Genomic DNA, 14,415 nt, shown 5'->3' with positions numbered 1-14,415 from the left:
CACATCATGTCGACCGCGACAGCGGACGGCGCGGCCACACCTGGCCGGGCATCGTCCGCCCCACCGGCCAATGGGCCGAGCGCGAAGAAGCCGAAGAGCGTCATGGGCACGCGGCCCTGGCTGGCGGCGGTGTTCCTGCTGCCCGCCCTGGTGCTGCTCGGGGCGCTCGTCGTCTATCCGATCGGCTACTCCGTCTACCGGAGCTTGTTCGACGCCTCGGGCAATGGCTTCGTCGGCCTGGACAACTACCAGGAGATGTTCTCCGACGACGCCACCAAGACGGCCATCAAGAACAACATCATCTGGCTGATCCTGGCCCCGACCGTCTCCACCGCGCTGGGCCTGATCTTCGCCGTGCTCACCGAGCGGATCCGCTGGGCCACCGCCTTCAAGCTGGTCGTCTTCATGCCGATGGCCATCTCGATGCTGGCGGCGGGCATCATCTTCCGGCTGGTCTACGAGCAGGACCCGGACAAGGGCGTGGCCAACGCCATGTGGGTGAGCGTGCACGACTCGTTCAGCGAGTCGCCGCCGTTCCCCGGCGCCCATCCGCGTCCGGCCGCCGGGACGACGGAGTCCTCCAGCGGTGCGTACACCACGAACGCGACGCTCAAGGCCGGTTCCCCCACCTCGCTGCCGCTTGTCGCCGCCAAGCGCGACGACATCAGCGATGCACAGGACGCCAAGGCCGCCAAGCCCGAGGCGGGGAAGGTCACCGGCACGGTCTGGTTCGACTTCACCCGTGGCGGCCTCGGCAAGGAGGGCGCCATCGACAAGGGCGAGAAGGCGATGGCCGGGCTCAAGGTGGAGGCGGTCAAGGACGGCAAGGTGGTCGGCAGGGCCACGACGGCGGCCGACGGTACGTACACGCTGCCCGCCAAGGCCGAGGGCGCCCAACTACGGCTGCCCGCCTGGAACTTCTCCGAGCCGTACAACGGCATCGACTGGCTCGGCCCGTCCCTCGTCACCCCCGCCATCATCGGCTCCTACGTCTGGATCTGGGCGGGCTTCGCCATGGTGCTCATCGCGGCGGGCCTCGCGGGCGTGCCACGTGAGCTGATGGAGGCCGCGCGGATGGACGGCGCCAACGAATGGCAGGTCTTCCGCCGGGTCACCGTGCCGATGCTGGCACCGGTGCTCTCGGTCGTGGTCGTCACGCTGATGATCAACGTGATGAAGATCTTCGACCTCGTCTACATCATCGCGCCCGACCCCAGCAAGGACGACGCCAACGTGCTCGCCCTCCAGCTCTACCAGTCGTCCTTCGGGACCGACGTCAACCAGGGCCTCGGCAGCGCCATCGCCGTTCTGCTGCTCCTGCTCGTGATGCCCATCATGATCATCAACATCCGCCGGATCCGAAGGGAGAGCCGCCGATGACCAGCGCGGACACGGTCGTACGAGCGAAGCAGTCCCTGGTCGCGCGGATCGCCGCGCGCGCCGGCGGCGGTGCCCTGCGGGTCGTTCTGATCCTGGTCGGCCTGCTGTGGCTGATGCCGACCGCCGGGCTGCTGCTGTCCTCCCTGCGGGATCCGGCCGAGGCGAACATCTCCGGGTGGTGGAAGGTCTTCAGCGACCCGGGCCAGCTGACCTTCAGCGCCTATGACGACCTGCTGGGCAACCAGCAGATCACCGACTCGCTGTGGACCACCCTGGCGATCACCATCCCGGCGACCCTGCTGGTCGTCGTGATCGGCGCACTGGCCGGTTTCGCCTTCGCCTGGATGGACTTCCCCGGCCGCGACTGGTGGTTCCTCATCGTGGTCGGCCTGCTGGTCGTCCCGGTGCAGGTCGCCCTGATCCCGGTCGCCAAGCTCTTCGGCGAGATCGGCATCTTCCAGACCACGACGGGCGTGGTGCTCTTCCACACCGCCTTCGGCCTTCCCTTCGCGATCTTCCTCCTCCGCAACTTCTTCGCGGAGATCCCCCGCGAACTCCTGGAGGCGGCCCGCCTGGACGGCGCGGGCGAACTGCGGCTCTTCCTGCGCGTGGTCATGCCCCTGGGCGGCCCGGCCATCGCCTCGCTGGGCATCTTCCAGTTCCTGTGGGTATGGAACGACATGCTGGTCGCCCTGATCTTCGCCGACGGCGGCAACCCGCCGATCACGGTGGCGCTCCAGCAGCAGGTCCGCCAGTTCGGCAACAACATCGACATCCTGGGCCCCGGTGCCTTTATCTCGATGGTGATCCCGCTGGCGGTCTTCTTCGCCTTCCAGCGGCAGTTCGTGGCGGGCGTGATGGCGGGCGCGGTGAAGTAACGCACCCCTCCCGGACGGCGGGCGGCCCGGCACCCCCAGGGTGCCGGGCCGCCCCCTTTTGACGTCATGGCTGTACGTCATGGCCGCACGTGACGGCACACCACAGCCGGAGCGCGTCGTGCCTGGGGTCCGGGCGCAGCCGGGACGTTGGTTCAGCGGGGCGTGGCCGCCGTGGCGAGACGTTCCAGAACGGGCAACAGCTCGGTGGGGTCGGGACGGCGGGTGTAGTCGGGGTTGACCTCGGCGTAGGCGATAGCGCTGTCGGGGGTGATGACGTAGCGAGCGGGCATGGGCAGGGTCCAGGAGGGCTCGCCATTGATGTGCGCGAGGTCGACACCCAGGCTCTTGTAGGTGCCGCGCAGGTAGTCGGGCAGTTCGAAGCGCAGGCCGAAGGACTGGGCGACCCGGCTGCCGGTGTCGGACAGGATGGGGAAGCTCAGGTGGTTCTCGCGGCGGGAGCGGCGGCTGTTGGGCTGGGTCTGCGGCGAGATCGCGGCCAGCGTCGCGCCAAGGCCGCGGATGCGGGCGGCCTCGTCCTCCAGAGCCTGCAAGTCGAGGTTGCAGTAGGGGCACCACACGCCGCGGTAGAACGTGAGGACCAAGGGGCCGCGGGCAAGCAGGTCGCGGGAGGAGACATCGTTGCCGTCACTGTCGGCGAGGGCGAAGGCGGGGGCCGCGTCGCCGGCCTTCAGGGCATGCCGTGCCTGGCCGGAGGCGATCAGCTCGGCGGTGCCGCGGTGGAAGGCGTCGACGACGCCGTCCGGCATGGTCGGCTCACCCTGGGCCTTGAGGTCATCGAGTCGGTCCTGGAGGGACATGAGGATCTCCCGTGTGCTGGGTGCGCCACACTCTCATGTGTAGCGATCGCTAAAGTCAGCGTAGGCACCCCTTCGGCTCCGTGCAAATATTTTTAGCGGTCGCTACACAGCTGGACTACGCATCGGGCACCACAGCAGCCCCGAGGGCCGCGGCAGCGAGCAGCTCCTCGCGCGGGGCTCCGGCCGCGGCCTCGACATTGAGCCCTTCGGCTGCCGCTACGACACACCTGGCCAGCGCGGGACAGTCGGTGGATTCGGGGAGATCGCCGTCGGCGACGGCCTTCTCGAAGCGCTCCAGGAGCGCCCGGCGGGTGCCCGCGCGATAGGCGGCGAGGAGCTCGACCACCTCGCGGTCCTCCTCGGCACAGGCGAGCCCACCCTGAACGGTCAGGCAGCCGGCCGGCCGATCCGGAAGGGTGGCCGCCTCGGCGGTTCCCCTCAGGAAGCGGAGGGTGGCGGCGCGGGCGGTGGACTCGGCCATCGCCTCCGCCAGATAGCGGGAGCGCTCGCGCGCGTAGCGCTCAAGGGCCTCTTCGAAGAGTGCACGCTTGTTTCCGAACGCCGCGTACAGGCTGGGCGGATTGATACCCATGGCAGCGGTGAGGTCGGCTACGGACGTACTCGCGTACCCCCGCCGCCAGAACATCTCCATGGCGGTGTCCAACGCGGCACCCCTGTCGAATCCGCGCCTGCGGCCTCGCGGCATATCCATCCTCCTACTTCGGGTGACCCCTATTCTCCGACTTGCTTTTTCTTAGCAGTCGCTACATTGTAGGTCGCGGGAGCCTTAGCGACCACTACACATTTTGCGATCACCGCAGGAACGAGGAACCGATCATGGGCAAGCTGGGCGGGAAGACCGCGGTCGTCACCGGCGGCACGAGCGGTATCGGGCTGGCCACGGCGAAGCGGCTGGCCGATGAAGGCGCGCATGTCTTCATCACCGGCCGACGGACTGAGGCCCTGGCCAAGGCCGAGGCGGAGATCGGCCAGAACGTCACCGGCGTACAGGGTGATGTCTCCAGCCTCCACGATCTCGACCAGCTCTGGGAGCGGGTGCGTCAGGAGCGCGGCTCGGTCGACGTGATCGTGGCGAACGCAGCCTTCGTTGAGCTGGTCACCCTGGCCGAGGCCACTCCCGAGCACTTCGACTCCACGTTCAACACCAACGCCCGCGGCACGTTCTTCACCGTCCAGAAGGCGCTCCCGCTGCTCAATGACGGCGGGTCGGTGGTGCTGATCTCCTCCACCGCGCACCTGATCGGCGCGCCCCCGTACACCACGTACTCGGCGGCCAAGGCCGCCACCCGTTCCTTCGCCCGAAGCTGGGCGGCTGAACTCAAGGAGCGGAGGATCCGGGTGAACTCACTCAGCCCCGGCCCAATCGACACGCCCATCTTCGAGGCCCAGGCCGGCGAAGGCGCCGATGGCCTGCGCGAGCAGATGCGCAGCACGGTCCCGCTGAACCGCCTGGGGCGCCCGGAGGAGGTGGCCGCCGCCGTGCTGTTCCTGGCCTGCGACGACTCCAGTTACACGACCGGCGCTGACCTGACGGTCGACGGCGGCCAGTCCCAGATCTGACCCCGCCGCCGTTTTCGGGGCGAGTCCGCCATCGCGCCGGTGAGCCACCCCGAAGCAGGCGCCTCCATGCGAAAGGTACGGCAGATCGCCGGCGGTCCCATGGTCACCACCTACAAGATCTACCGCGGCACCCAGACCGGCCCGATCCTGGGCGTCGGGCCCACCGGCAGGACTGTGGACTTCGAGACCGTGGACGTGATGAAGGTCCACACCGGCCGTATCACCGGCCACTGGGGCGTCGGCAACCTCCTCAAGATGCTCTCGCAACTCGACGCCGTCGCCCTCTGAACCCGTCCTCGCCACACGCCTGAGTCGGCCGCGAGCCACGGCCCAGCACCAGCAATCTACGGAAGAAGGAGCCTCTCCACGCATGTCCGACAACCTCTCCCTCAACGGCAAGCGGGCGCTGGTGACCGGTGCCACCAGCGGAATAGGCGCGGCCATCGCACGCCACCTCACCGCCCAGGGCGCTCACGTGGTCGTCGTCGGGCGCGACACCGAACGCGGCACCGCCGTCGTCCGCAGCATCACCGATGCCGGGGGCAGTGCCCAGTTCACCTCCGCCGACATCGGCGACCCCGCCCACATCAGCGCGCTGCACGAGGAAGTCGGCGAGATCGACATCCTGGTCAACAACGCCGGCCTCGCCATCTGGGGACCGACCGAGACATTCAGCGTCGAGGACTTGGACGCCACCTACGCCACCAACGTGCGAGGCCCCTTCCTGCTGGTCGCCGCCTTCGTCCCCGCAATGCTCAGCAAACGAAGCGGAGCGATCATCAACATCGGCAGTCTCGCCGCCACCATCGGAATCCCCGGCTCCTCCGCCTACGGCGCCAGCAAGGCCGCACTCACCTCGCTCACCCGGGAATGGGCCGCCGAGTTCAGCGGACAGGGCGTCCGCGTCAATACGGTCGCCCCTGGCCCCGTCGAAACCCCCATGGGCACCCCTGACGTCCTAGACCAGCTCGCGGCCACCACCGCGCTCGGCCGAGTCGCCCAGCCCGAGGAAGTCGCCGACCTCGTCGGCTTCCTCGCCTCCGACCGCTCCGGCTACATCACCGGCGCCACCATCCACATCGACGGCGGACGCACCGCCATCTGAACCAACCACGGGGCCCAGTCTGCTCACCAAGGCGGGCACGAGACCGGGGTTTCAGTTCGGACCTGGCAGCCCGGCTAGGCGGTTCCCCCAGAGCCGCGGCCGCGGATCATCGACATCAGCAGACCGTGGGTCTCAGCGTCGGCGGCCGCTACGAGGCCGCGGCTTGCCTGGCCGATGGGGTCGCCGTCGATTCCGGTGACCACGCAGCCAGCGGCCCGGCACACCGCGATGCCCGCGGCGAAGTGCACGCTATCGTGCAGGGCACTGCCGTCGGTGACGTATGCGGCGCGCTTGCCGGAGGCGACCCAGGCCAGCGCCAGGGTCGTGGAGACGACCCGCGGGCGGAAGTGCTCGGCGAAGGCGGGGTGGGCCAGCAGGTCCACGGTCCGGAAGCCGGGGGCGCTCGGGAACGGGGCGTCCAGGTTCATGTCCACCAACTGGGTGGTGGACGTGGGAGCCAGCTGGGCGTCGGCGCCTTCGTGTCGTACCCGGGCGGTCTCGCCGTCGGTGAAGAAGACCTCGCCGCTGAACGGGTCGGCCACCGCCGCCGCCCCGTTGCGCAACGCCACGTTGACGGCCACCAGCATGGTGCCGACCGAATAGTTCAGCGTGCCGCACAAGGGGTCCACGAGCCACTCACGCGCGGCGGTGGGGCCCTGCCGTCCGCCTTCCTCGCCGAGCACCGCGTCATCGGGCCGAGCGGCACGGATGGAGGCAATGATCGTCTCCTCGGCCTCCACATCGGCTGGGGTGGCGAAGTCCCCGGCGCCCTTGTCGATGCGGGCCAGCCGCTGGCCGTACATGCCGCGCACCACGTCCGCGCCAGCACGTGCCGCGGCTATCGCGACGTCGGCATCGTCGGGACGCGCGTAGGAGTGGGTCACGTCGCCCAGAGTATCGGGGGACCCTGACAGGCACGGCTGAGCGTGCGCCGCCGCGGGTTGGGCCGAACGGGGGGCTTTTCTGGCGTGCCCGGCGAGGGCGGCGCGCCATTGGCTGGGCGTTCAGATGATGGTGTGAGAAACCATCCGTGCCGCTTCGACCGATGGGATGCGCCGTGCCCCGGTTCAGCGTCATCGTGCCCGCTTACGAGGTCCAGCCGTATCTGAGTGAGTGTCTGCGGTCCGTGCTGGAGCAGGACTTCACGGACCTGGAGCTGATCGCGGTCGATGACCACTCGCCGGACGCGTGTGGCGCGCTCATCGATGAGGCCGCCGAGCGGGATCCGCGGGTACGGGCCGTGCATCTGGCGGAGAACGCGGGGCTCGGGCGGGCGCGGAACGCCGGGATCCGGCGGGCCACCGGGGACTATCTGCTCTTTCTCGACGGGGATGACACCCTCGCCCCCGGCTCGCTGCGCGCCATCGCCGACCGGCTGGCGCGGACCGGCGAGCCGCAGGTGCTGGTCTTCGACTACGCGCGGGTGGACTGGACGGGCGACCTCGTGCGGAACGTCCGGGCCGGGTTGCTCCGGGAGGGCGACCCCGGATGCGTCCGGCAGGTCTTCCGGCTCGATCAGCGGCCGGAGCTGTCGCGGCTGCTGATGGTCGCCTGGAACAAGGCGTACCGCCGGGACTTCGTCCGGGAGGGGGGCTTCGCGTTTCCGGCCGGATTTTACGAGGACACGCCCTGGACCTTTTCCGTGCTGCTCAGCGCGGAGTCCATCGCCGTCCTTGACCGGGTGTGCGTCCACTACCGGCAGCGGCGGCGCGGCGGGATTTTGCGCACCACCAGCCGCCGCCACCTCGATGTGTTCGACCAGTACGACCGGGTGTTCCGGTTCCTCGACGCCCGGCCCGAGCTGGCCCACTGGCGCCCGGCGCTGTTCCGGCGGATGGTCGACCACCTCGGCGTGATCGCCGCCGCGCCGGACCGGCTGCCGGTGCGGGCCCGGGCCGAGTTCTTCCGCCGGGCGGGCGCGCACCACCGGCGCTACCGGCCGTACGGCGCGGCCACCCCGCCCGGGCGCGCCCGGTGGCGGTCTCTGCTGCTGCGGCTGGGTGCCCGGTGGGCGTTTGAGCTGCTGCGGAGCGGCGGTCGGGGGTGGCGGAGGGTCGTCGCCCTGGGCCCGGTCGGGTATGCCCGGCTGCGCGCGGTGGCACTCTGGGCGCACTACCGGGTGCAGCTGTGCCTGCCTCTCGATCCCCGGCTCGCCGTCTTCGCCGCGTACTGGCACAAGGGCTACGCCTGCCACCCGGCGGCCATCGAGGCGAAGGTGCGCGAGCTGGTGCCGGGGGCGAGTACCGCCTGGATCACCACCCCGGAGTACGCCCACACCCTGCCGCCCGGGGTGCGCCGCCTGCACCCCGGCTCGGCCGCCTACTGGACGGCGCTGGCCCGCGCCCGCTTCCTCGTCAACAACGTCAACTTCACCCCGGGGCTGCGCAAGCGGCCCGGGCAGATCCACCTCCAGACCCACCACGGCACCCCGCTCAAGCACATGGGCCTGGATCTGCTGGACCGTCCCGCCGCCGCCCGCGGCATGGACTTCGGCAAGCTGCTGGAGCGGGTGGACCGCTGGGACTACAGCCTCTCCGCCAACCGCCACACCACCCTGGTCTGGGAGCGGGTCTACCCCTCCGGCTACACCACGCTCCCCTACGGCTCGCCGCGCGCTGACGTCTTCCAGCACGCCACCGAGGACGACGTGGCCCGGCTGCGCGCCCGGCTCGGCATCCCGGCGGGCAGCGTCGCCGTGCTGTACGCCCCGACCCACCGCGACTACCAGCGCCGCCCGGGGCCGCGGCTGGACCCGGAGCGGGTGGCCCGCGCGCTGGGGCCCGGGTTCACGCTGCTGGTCAGGCCGCACTACTTCCAGGGCTTCCAGGACTTCCAGGCTTCGAACGGGGCCATGGGGAGCGCCTGCGGACGGGTGCTCGACGTTTCGGGGTACGGCCGGGTGGAGGAGCTGTGCCTCGCGGCCGACGCACTGCTGACGGACTACTCGTCCATCATGTTCGACTACGCCAATCTCGACCGGCCCATCGTCGTCCACGCCGACGACTGGGACGCCTATCGCGCCGCCCGCGGCACCTACTTCGACATCACCGCCGCCCCGCCAGGACCGGTCTCCCGCACCGAGGACGAGCTGATCGCCCTCTTCACCACGGGCGCCTGGTGCGGTCCGCGCTCGGCCGCGCTGCGCGCCGCGTTCCGCGCCCGCTTCTGTCCGTACGACGACGGGCGGGCGGCCGAGCGCGTGGTGCGCCGGGTGTTCCTCGGCGAGCGCCACGAACTGCTGCCGCCCGTCGTCCCGCCCGCCGAGCGCCGTCCCGCACCCGCCGCCGTTCGTACCCCCGCAGCCGACCATGACCGGTCCGGCGACGGCCGGACCGCCCCGCTGGCCGGGAGCGTATGCGCTCCACCCGCCGTCTCACTCCCCCACCGGAGCCGCCCCCACTAGCCCCAACCAGCCCCCGCGCCCCGTCCCGACGCCCCGACCCAGGACGCACGATGCCCCTCACCGCACCGCCCGCCGCCCCCCGTCCCTGGCTCGCCGATCCGCCACCGCTGGTGCGCGGATACCGGCGTGCGGTCCCGCTGCGGCTGCGCCGCGCGGTCGTCGCCGTGACCGGCCCCGGGCTGCGCCGGGCGGCCATGCGGAGCCTGGGCGGGCTGTCGGCCGCCTCCCGCTCGCTGCGGCTGCGCCGGGCGCGGCGGCGGCTGCGGCGGGCCGGGCTGCTGGCCGGATCGGGGCGGACGGTGATCGCCGACCGGCGGGGCGGCGCCCTGGTGGCGACCCTGGCCCCCTCCCCCACCCCGCTGTTCGCGCGCGCCGAGAATCTGCGGCTGGTGTGCGAGGCGCTGGACCGGGCCCGGATCGACCACTTCGTGGTCCGCTGCTACAGCAACGTCGGCTCGGCCGTCGGCGTACGGGCCGACCAGCGGGACGTGGTGGTCACGGCGCTGGCCACGCTGTGCGCCGAGGAGGCGGGGTACGTCTCACTGCCACCGCGGCGCGGCCACCCGGCGACCCCGCCCCGGCTCGGCGGCAGGCGGGGGGCCTGGCGGCGGCTGGCCGGAGCCTCCGTGGTCCGCTTCACCCGCTTCCACACCGGGCCGGGCGGGTCGGGCGAGCCGGGCGGACGGCTGCTCCTCGGCCCGGCGCACGGCTGCGACATCGAGTTCTGGGAGCCCGGCGGGCAGGGCGAGGAGCGGGTGCTGATCGCGCCCCGCTTCAACCGCACCACCGCGTCCGTACCGCTCGTGGGCGAACCGGTGCGCGCCCCCGACCAGTTGTTCACCCGGCTCGCCCCGCCCGTCGGCTGGCAGCCGGGGCCGCTGGTGCGCACCCGCCCGGAGTTCCTGACCCGGCTGCCGGACGAGGTCCGCTTCCCCATCGACGTCGTCTACACCTGGGTGGACGGCTCGGATCCGCAGTGGCAGCGGCGGCGGGCGGCCCTCGCGGGCCGGGGCTACCACGCCCAGGCCGCCAACGCCGCCCGCTACGCCAACCGCGACGAGCTGCGCTATTCGCTGCGCTCGCTGTATCTGTACGCCCCCTGGGTGCGCCACATCTATCTGGTGACCGATCGCCAGGTGCCCGACTGGCTGGCCGTATCGCACCCGGGGATCACCGTCGTGGACCACCACGACATCTTCGACGACCCCGATGCGCTGCCCACCTTCAACTCCCATGCCATCGAGACCCGGCTGCACCACATCGACGGGCTCGCCGAGCACTTCCTCTACTTCAACGACGATGTCTTCCTCGGCTCGCCGGTCACCCCGCAGGACTTCTTCCTGGCCAACGGCGTCTGCAAGTTCTTCCCCTCCCGCGCGCTGATCCCGCTGCCCCCCGTGGGCCCCGGTGACGTGCCCGTATCGGCGGCGGGCAAGAACAACCGGGCGCTGCTTGCGGAGCGGTTCGGCCCGGCCATCACCCAGAAGATGAAGCACACCCCGCACGCCCTGCGCACCAGCGTGCTCGCCGAGATCGAGAAGGAGTTCCCCGACGCGGTCCGCGCGACCATGGCCAGCCGGGTGCGCTCGCCGTCGGACATCTCCGTACCGTCCTCGCTCCACCACTACTACGCGTTCCTGACCGGGCGCGCGGTCCCCGGCCATCTGCGCTACGACTACTTCGACCTGGCCCAGCCCACCATCCGCACCCGGCTGGCCAGACTGCTGCGGGCCCGCCACTGCCAGGCGTTCTGCCTCAACGACACGGTCTCCTCCGAGCACGACCTCGAGGACCAGCTGGCGTTGGTCCGCCCCTTCCTCGACGCCTATTTCCCCCTCCCCAGCCCGCTGGAGCGGGCCGTCACCCGACAGGAGACCCGGCAGCCATGCCCCTCGCCATCACCCTTCCCCTGAACCCGGACGTCCTCGAGGCGGGCGGGCCGTATCCGCGGGCGCTCAATGTGCTCAGCCGCAAACAGACCGCCGTACAGCGGCAGTTGCGGCGCTCCGGGCTCGCGGGCTACGAGCCGACCACCCAGGCCACCCTGCTGGCCCTGGCCCAGCAGGCGCCCGAGGGCAGCGCGGTGTACGACATCGGCGCGCACATCGGGCTGTACTCGGCGCTGATCAGCGCGGTGTACGGGAACGGCGGGCGCGGGCCGCGGACCATCGCGTTCGAGCCGACCCCGGAGACGGTCGCGCTGTGCCGCCGGATCCGGGAGTGCAACCGGCTCGGCTTCGAGGTGCAGCAGACCGCGCTGGCCGATGAACCGGGCACCGCCGAGCTGTACTTCTCCCACAAGTCGGAGTCGTCCAACTCGCTCAACCCGGCCCACCGCAGGCACACCGAGTCGGTCACGGTGCCGGTCACGACGGTCGACGCGTTCACCGGGGAGCGCGGTCTCGCCCCGCATCTGATCAAGATCGACGTGGAGACGTTCGAGGCGGCGGTGTTGCGCGGGTCGTACGACACGATCCGGCGTCACCGGCCGTGGATCGTCTGCGAACTGCTCCCCGGCGCGGACCACAACGCGCTGCGCACCGCGCTGGCGCCGCTGACCGCGATGGACTACGGCCTCCACCCGATCACCCCGGAGGCGCCGTGGCACCGCTACGACGAGACCACGTACCGGTCCGCGGTGAGCGGCCAGTGCCGGGACTGGCTGCTGGCGCCGCGGCCGCTGACGCCCGCCTTCCACCGGGCGGTGCGGCGGTGGCTGATCGCGATTCTGGCGTGCGACGAGACGACGAACATCCTCACGACCGACAAGGCGTCCTTCCCCTACGGCTGGAACGCGCCGTACCGCTCACCGCGGGGGGCGACGCGGATTCCCCGCGCTGCGGCGCGGATTCCCCGCACGGGCCCGCGCGGCGCGGCGCGCGGCCCCCTCACGGGGCTGCTGCGGCTGGCGGGGGCCGCCGCTCTGGCGCGGCGCGCCGTCGTCCCGGCACGGCGGGCGCCTGCGCCTGGGGCGCAGGCCACGGGGAGCGGGTCGCTGCGGGGGTGAGGTGGGTGGCGGGGTTTCCCCACCCCGCCCCTTCCCGAAAGAGGGGGCTCCGGCCCCCTCACCCCGTCCAGCGCGACCACCGCCCCCCACCGGGGTCCGGGGCTTACTGGCGCCGCTGGCCGAGGATGCAGAACTCATTGCCCTCGGGGTCCGCCAGGACGACCCACGACTGCTCACCCTGGCCGATGTCAACGCGCCGCGCGCCGTGAGCCACCAGACGGGCCACCTCGGCGTCCTGGTCATCGGGCCTGAAGTCGAGGTGCAGTCGGCTCTTGGCCTTCTTGCTCTCCTCAAGCCGGACGAAGTCCAACCCCGGCAGGCGATCCGGCTCCGGGCGGATCTCGAACTCGTCATCGGAGGAGTGGACCACCACCCAGCCAAGAGCCCCGGCCCACCACTGCCCCAGGGCCACCGGATCTTCCGAGTGAACGATTACCTGTTCCCATGCCAAGGTCATCCGCAGAGCTTAGAGGTGCCGGGCTTCGCAAGACCATCGGTTTCAGCGCGCGGGCCCCGCCCGCACATAGCGCTCCAGGCGGATGCCGGGCAGGCACAGCGAGTACGCCAGCCGGAAGTGCCCCGTCAGCACGGCCGCCTTCGTGGCGCGCGTCTCCGGCTCGTCGGCCGCGATCAGCCATGCCGAGCGTGCCCCGTCCAGCCGTCGCAGCAGCTCGGCGGGGCCGACGTCGACCCCGTAGAGCGTGCCGGAGGCGGGGCCCGGGGTGCGCAGCGCGATGTCCCGCAGTCCGGCGAGGGGGCGCGGATAGGCGATCGCGATCCGCCGTTCCTTGGGTGGGTCGTACAGCACGGGCTCACCCGGCCTGGTCAGGCGCCCCACCGCGGCGGACAGCGCCGCCAGGTCGTCCTGACGGCTCAACGGCTCCCGTTCCCACCGGTGCAGCGGGAGCTGCCAGACGAACGCGCAGCCGACCGCGAGGGCCCCGGCCGCGGCGACCGCGGCGCGGCTCCGGCCGGACACCGCCTCCGCCAGCCGGTCGACCCCCGCTGCGGCCAGTAGGGGGAAGCCCGCCAGGGCGAAGAGGAGGTAGCGCTCGTGGAAGCAGGGGCGGTGGAGGGCCAGGGCGAAGAGGAGGACCGTCGGGACGCAGATCAGGGGCAGGGCGACCGCGGTCAGCGCCCGCTGGCGGGGACGGATCACGGCGAGCGCGATCAGCGGGAGGCTGACCGCGAGGACGAGCGCGCTGGGGCCCGCGAACTTCTCGACCACCGCCCACAGCCGACCCGGCGTCGGTCGGTGCATCCAGGCGAGCTGGGCGCTCTGCCGCCGGGCCACCAGCGCCAGCGGCGCCACCGCCCCCAGCGCCCCCGCCGCCGCGCTCCCCCAGCCCCACCACACGCGGCGCGGGGCGCGCAACGCGCACAGCGTCACCGCGTGCGCGGCGAGCATGAGCGCCGCGAACACGTGCAGCAGCGCGGTCGCGGCCACCACTCCCCCGTACGCGGCCCAGCGCCACCCCACCGTCCGGCCCCTCGCGCCGGGCCCGCCCGACCCCGGCGCGACATCGGTACCCACGGCCCCGGCCGCAGGCGACACCCCCTCGCCCGCGGGCTCACCCGGGCGGACCGCCGCCCCGGGACCGGCCGCAGGGGTGAGGGCAACACCTGGCGCGGGCCCCGGCGCGAGACCAGTCGCAGGCGCGGGCGCCACCCCCGGCACGGAACCGGGGGCGGGGCCAGCCGCGGGACGGGCCGCACGACCGGCCGCAGGCGCGGGGGTCGCGCTCGGCACGGGACCTGCCGCAGGCCCCGGTGCCAGGGCCGGGCCCCGCGTGGGTCGGCCCGCCCGCCTGCCCCCTCGGCTCGTCCCCGGTCCCAGCCCGGCCGCGGTCACCAGGAGGTACGTCGCTCCCGCCGCGCCCGCCGTGACCAGGGCGTAGGAGCGGCCCTCCTGGGCGTAATGGGTGACCACGGGGGTGGTCGCGTAGAGCAGGCCAGCCCACAGGCCCACCCGGGGGCGGGCGAGGCGGCAGCCCAGGGCGGCGACGAGGGCGGTGGCGGCGACGGCGGCGAGTACCGAGGGCAGACGCATGGTCACCTCGGAGGGCCGCAGGGCCAGGAGCGGGTGCATCAGGACGTAATAGAGCCCGTGGACGGCGTCCACCGTGCCGAGCGCGTCGTGGATCTGAGGGAGGGTGCGCCGGGCCATCTGGTACGTCGCGGACTCATCGCGCCACATCGTGCCCCGGTCCAGGCCCCACAGCCCCAGCCCGAGCATGACGGCC

13 protein-coding genes are annotated in these 14,415 nt (G+C 72.0%); 8 read left to right on the top strand and 5 right to left on the bottom strand.

Translation table 11 applies throughout. The annotated features are described in order from the left end of the window. The first annotated feature begins 6 nt into the window (after positions 1 to 6). Together VT50_RS06220 and VT50_RS06215 are read left to right on the top strand one after the other, a co-directional pair. Entirely contained in the window at positions 7 to 1,380 is a 1,374-nt protein-coding gene (locus VT50_RS06220; protein WP_046088577.1) for a carbohydrate ABC transporter permease, read from the top strand. After that, positions 1,377 to 2,258, top strand: coding sequence for a carbohydrate ABC transporter permease (locus tag VT50_RS06215; protein ID WP_046088576.1), 882 nt, complete (start codon positions 1,377 to 1,379; stop codon positions 2,256 to 2,258). The genes VT50_RS06220 and VT50_RS06215 overlap by 4 nt, the downstream gene beginning before the upstream one ends. A gap of 152 nt (positions 2,259 to 2,410) precedes the next feature. Here VT50_RS06215 and VT50_RS06210 read toward each other — a convergent pair whose 3' ends face one another. Next, the gene (locus tag VT50_RS06210; RefSeq protein ID WP_046088575.1) at positions 2,411 to 3,076 is read right to left on the bottom strand and encodes a peroxiredoxin-like family protein; all 666 of its coding nucleotides are present in this window, start codon (positions 3,074 to 3,076) and stop codon (positions 2,411 to 2,413) included. A 115-nt stretch (positions 3,077 to 3,191) separates the two neighbouring features. Then, the gene (locus VT50_RS06205) at positions 3,192 to 3,782 is read right to left on the bottom strand and encodes a TetR/AcrR family transcriptional regulator (protein ID WP_240529059.1); all 591 of its coding nucleotides are present in this window, start codon (positions 3,780 to 3,782) and stop codon (positions 3,192 to 3,194) included. 131 nt (positions 3,783 to 3,913) lie between these two features. Here VT50_RS06205 and VT50_RS06200 point away from each other — a divergent pair, with 131 nt between their 5' ends. From VT50_RS06200 to VT50_RS06190, 3 genes are all read left to right on the top strand, one after another. Further along, positions 3,914 to 4,657 (top strand): SDR family NAD(P)-dependent oxidoreductase, encoded by a 744-nt coding sequence (locus tag VT50_RS06200; protein WP_046088573.1) that lies wholly within the window; start codon positions 3,914 to 3,916, stop codon positions 4,655 to 4,657. Between the two features lie 66 nt (positions 4,658 to 4,723). Continuing rightward, positions 4,724 to 4,945: an ester cyclase gene (locus VT50_RS06195; RefSeq protein ID WP_053048703.1), complete on the top strand. Its 222-nt coding sequence runs from the start codon at positions 4,724 to 4,726 to the stop codon at positions 4,943 to 4,945. Positions 4,946 to 5,027: 82 nt separating this feature from the next. Then, on the top strand, positions 5,028 to 5,762 hold the full coding sequence (locus VT50_RS06190) for an SDR family NAD(P)-dependent oxidoreductase (protein WP_046088572.1): 735 nt from the start codon (positions 5,028 to 5,030) through the stop codon (positions 5,760 to 5,762). A gap of 74 nt (positions 5,763 to 5,836) precedes the next feature. On the opposite strand, the gene VT50_RS06185 is transcribed toward VT50_RS06190, so the two are convergent. Further along, a complete protein-coding gene (locus VT50_RS06185; RefSeq protein ID WP_046088571.1) occupies positions 5,837 to 6,646 on the bottom strand; it encodes an inositol monophosphatase family protein in 810 nt (269 codons plus the stop codon). A gap of 173 nt (positions 6,647 to 6,819) precedes the next feature. Here VT50_RS06185 and VT50_RS06180 point away from each other — a divergent pair, with 173 nt between their 5' ends. The 3 genes from VT50_RS06180 to VT50_RS06170 are packed head-to-tail and all read left to right on the top strand — an operon-like array spanning position 6,820 to position 12,172. After that, positions 6,820 to 9,165, top strand: a complete 2,346-nt coding sequence (locus VT50_RS06180) for a bifunctional glycosyltransferase/CDP-glycerol:glycerophosphate glycerophosphotransferase (protein ID WP_078840871.1) — start codon at positions 6,820 to 6,822, stop codon at positions 9,163 to 9,165. A 50-nt stretch (positions 9,166 to 9,215) separates the two neighbouring features. After that, positions 9,216 to 11,078 carry a stealth family protein gene (locus VT50_RS06175; protein ID WP_206269353.1) on the top strand — a complete coding sequence of 621 codons (1,863 nt, stop codon included), beginning with the start codon at positions 9,216 to 9,218 and terminating at the stop codon, positions 11,076 to 11,078. Continuing rightward, entirely contained in the window at positions 11,051 to 12,172 is a 1,122-nt protein-coding gene (locus tag VT50_RS06170) for an FkbM family methyltransferase (RefSeq protein WP_046088569.1), read from the top strand. Before VT50_RS06175 ends, VT50_RS06170 begins: the two co-directional genes overlap by 28 nt. Before the next feature lie 103 nt (positions 12,173 to 12,275). Here the strand turns inward: VT50_RS06170 and VT50_RS06165 are convergent, their stop codons facing one another. Together VT50_RS06165 and VT50_RS40250 are read right to left on the bottom strand one after the other, a co-directional pair. Continuing rightward, positions 12,276 to 12,629 (bottom strand): VOC family protein, encoded by a 354-nt coding sequence (locus tag VT50_RS06165; protein WP_046088568.1) that lies wholly within the window; start codon positions 12,627 to 12,629, stop codon positions 12,276 to 12,278. Positions 12,630 to 12,671: 42 nt separating this feature from the next. Continuing rightward, positions 12,672 to 14,408, bottom strand: a complete 1,737-nt coding sequence (locus VT50_RS40250) for a glycosyltransferase family 39 protein (RefSeq protein WP_078840870.1) — start codon at positions 14,406 to 14,408, stop codon at positions 12,672 to 12,674. Positions 14,409 to 14,415 lie beyond the last annotated feature (7 nt).

The sequence above is a fragment of the Streptomyces antioxidans genome (genome assembly GCF_000968685.2).
Lineage (GTDB): Bacteria > Actinomycetota > Actinomycetes > Streptomycetales > Streptomycetaceae > Streptomyces > Streptomyces antioxidans.
The sequence above is the reverse complement of the archived record's forward strand: the minus strand, read 5'-3'. Positions and strand labels throughout refer to the sequence as shown.

What these genes read in the sequence shown, in the direction of transcription:
- VT50_RS06220 (WP_046088577.1), top strand. Translation starts at nt 7, where the DNA reads ATGTCGACCGCGACAGCGGACGGCGCGGCCACACCTGGCCGGGCATCG.
- VT50_RS06215 (WP_046088576.1), top strand. Translation starts at nt 1,377, where the DNA reads ATGACCAGCGCGGACACGGTCGTACGAGCGAAGCAGTCCCTGGTCGCG.
- VT50_RS06210 (WP_046088575.1), bottom strand. Translation starts at nt 3,076, where the DNA reads ATGTCCCTCCAGGACCGACTCGATGACCTCAAGGCCCAGGGTGAGCCG.
- VT50_RS06205 (WP_240529059.1), bottom strand. Translation starts at nt 3,782, where the DNA reads ATGCCGCGAGGCCGCAGGCGCGGATTCGACAGGGGTGCCGCGTTGGAC.
- VT50_RS06200 (WP_046088573.1), top strand. Translation starts at nt 3,914, where the DNA reads ATGGGCAAGCTGGGCGGGAAGACCGCGGTCGTCACCGGCGGCACGAGC.
- VT50_RS06195 (WP_053048703.1), top strand. Translation starts at nt 4,724, where the DNA reads ATGCGAAAGGTACGGCAGATCGCCGGCGGTCCCATGGTCACCACCTAC.
- VT50_RS06190 (WP_046088572.1), top strand. Translation starts at nt 5,028, where the DNA reads ATGTCCGACAACCTCTCCCTCAACGGCAAGCGGGCGCTGGTGACCGGT.
- VT50_RS06175 (WP_206269353.1), top strand. Translation starts at nt 9,216, where the DNA reads ATGCCCCTCACCGCACCGCCCGCCGCCCCCCGTCCCTGGCTCGCCGAT.
- VT50_RS06170 (WP_046088569.1), top strand. Translation starts at nt 11,051, where the DNA reads ATGCCCCTCGCCATCACCCTTCCCCTGAACCCGGACGTCCTCGAGGCG.
- VT50_RS06165 (WP_046088568.1), bottom strand. Translation starts at nt 12,629, where the DNA reads ATGACCTTGGCATGGGAACAGGTAATCGTTCACTCGGAAGATCCGGTG.
- VT50_RS40250 (WP_078840870.1), bottom strand. Translation starts at nt 14,408, where the DNA reads ATGCTCGGGCTGGGGCTGTGGGGCCTGGACCGGGGCACGATGTGGCGC.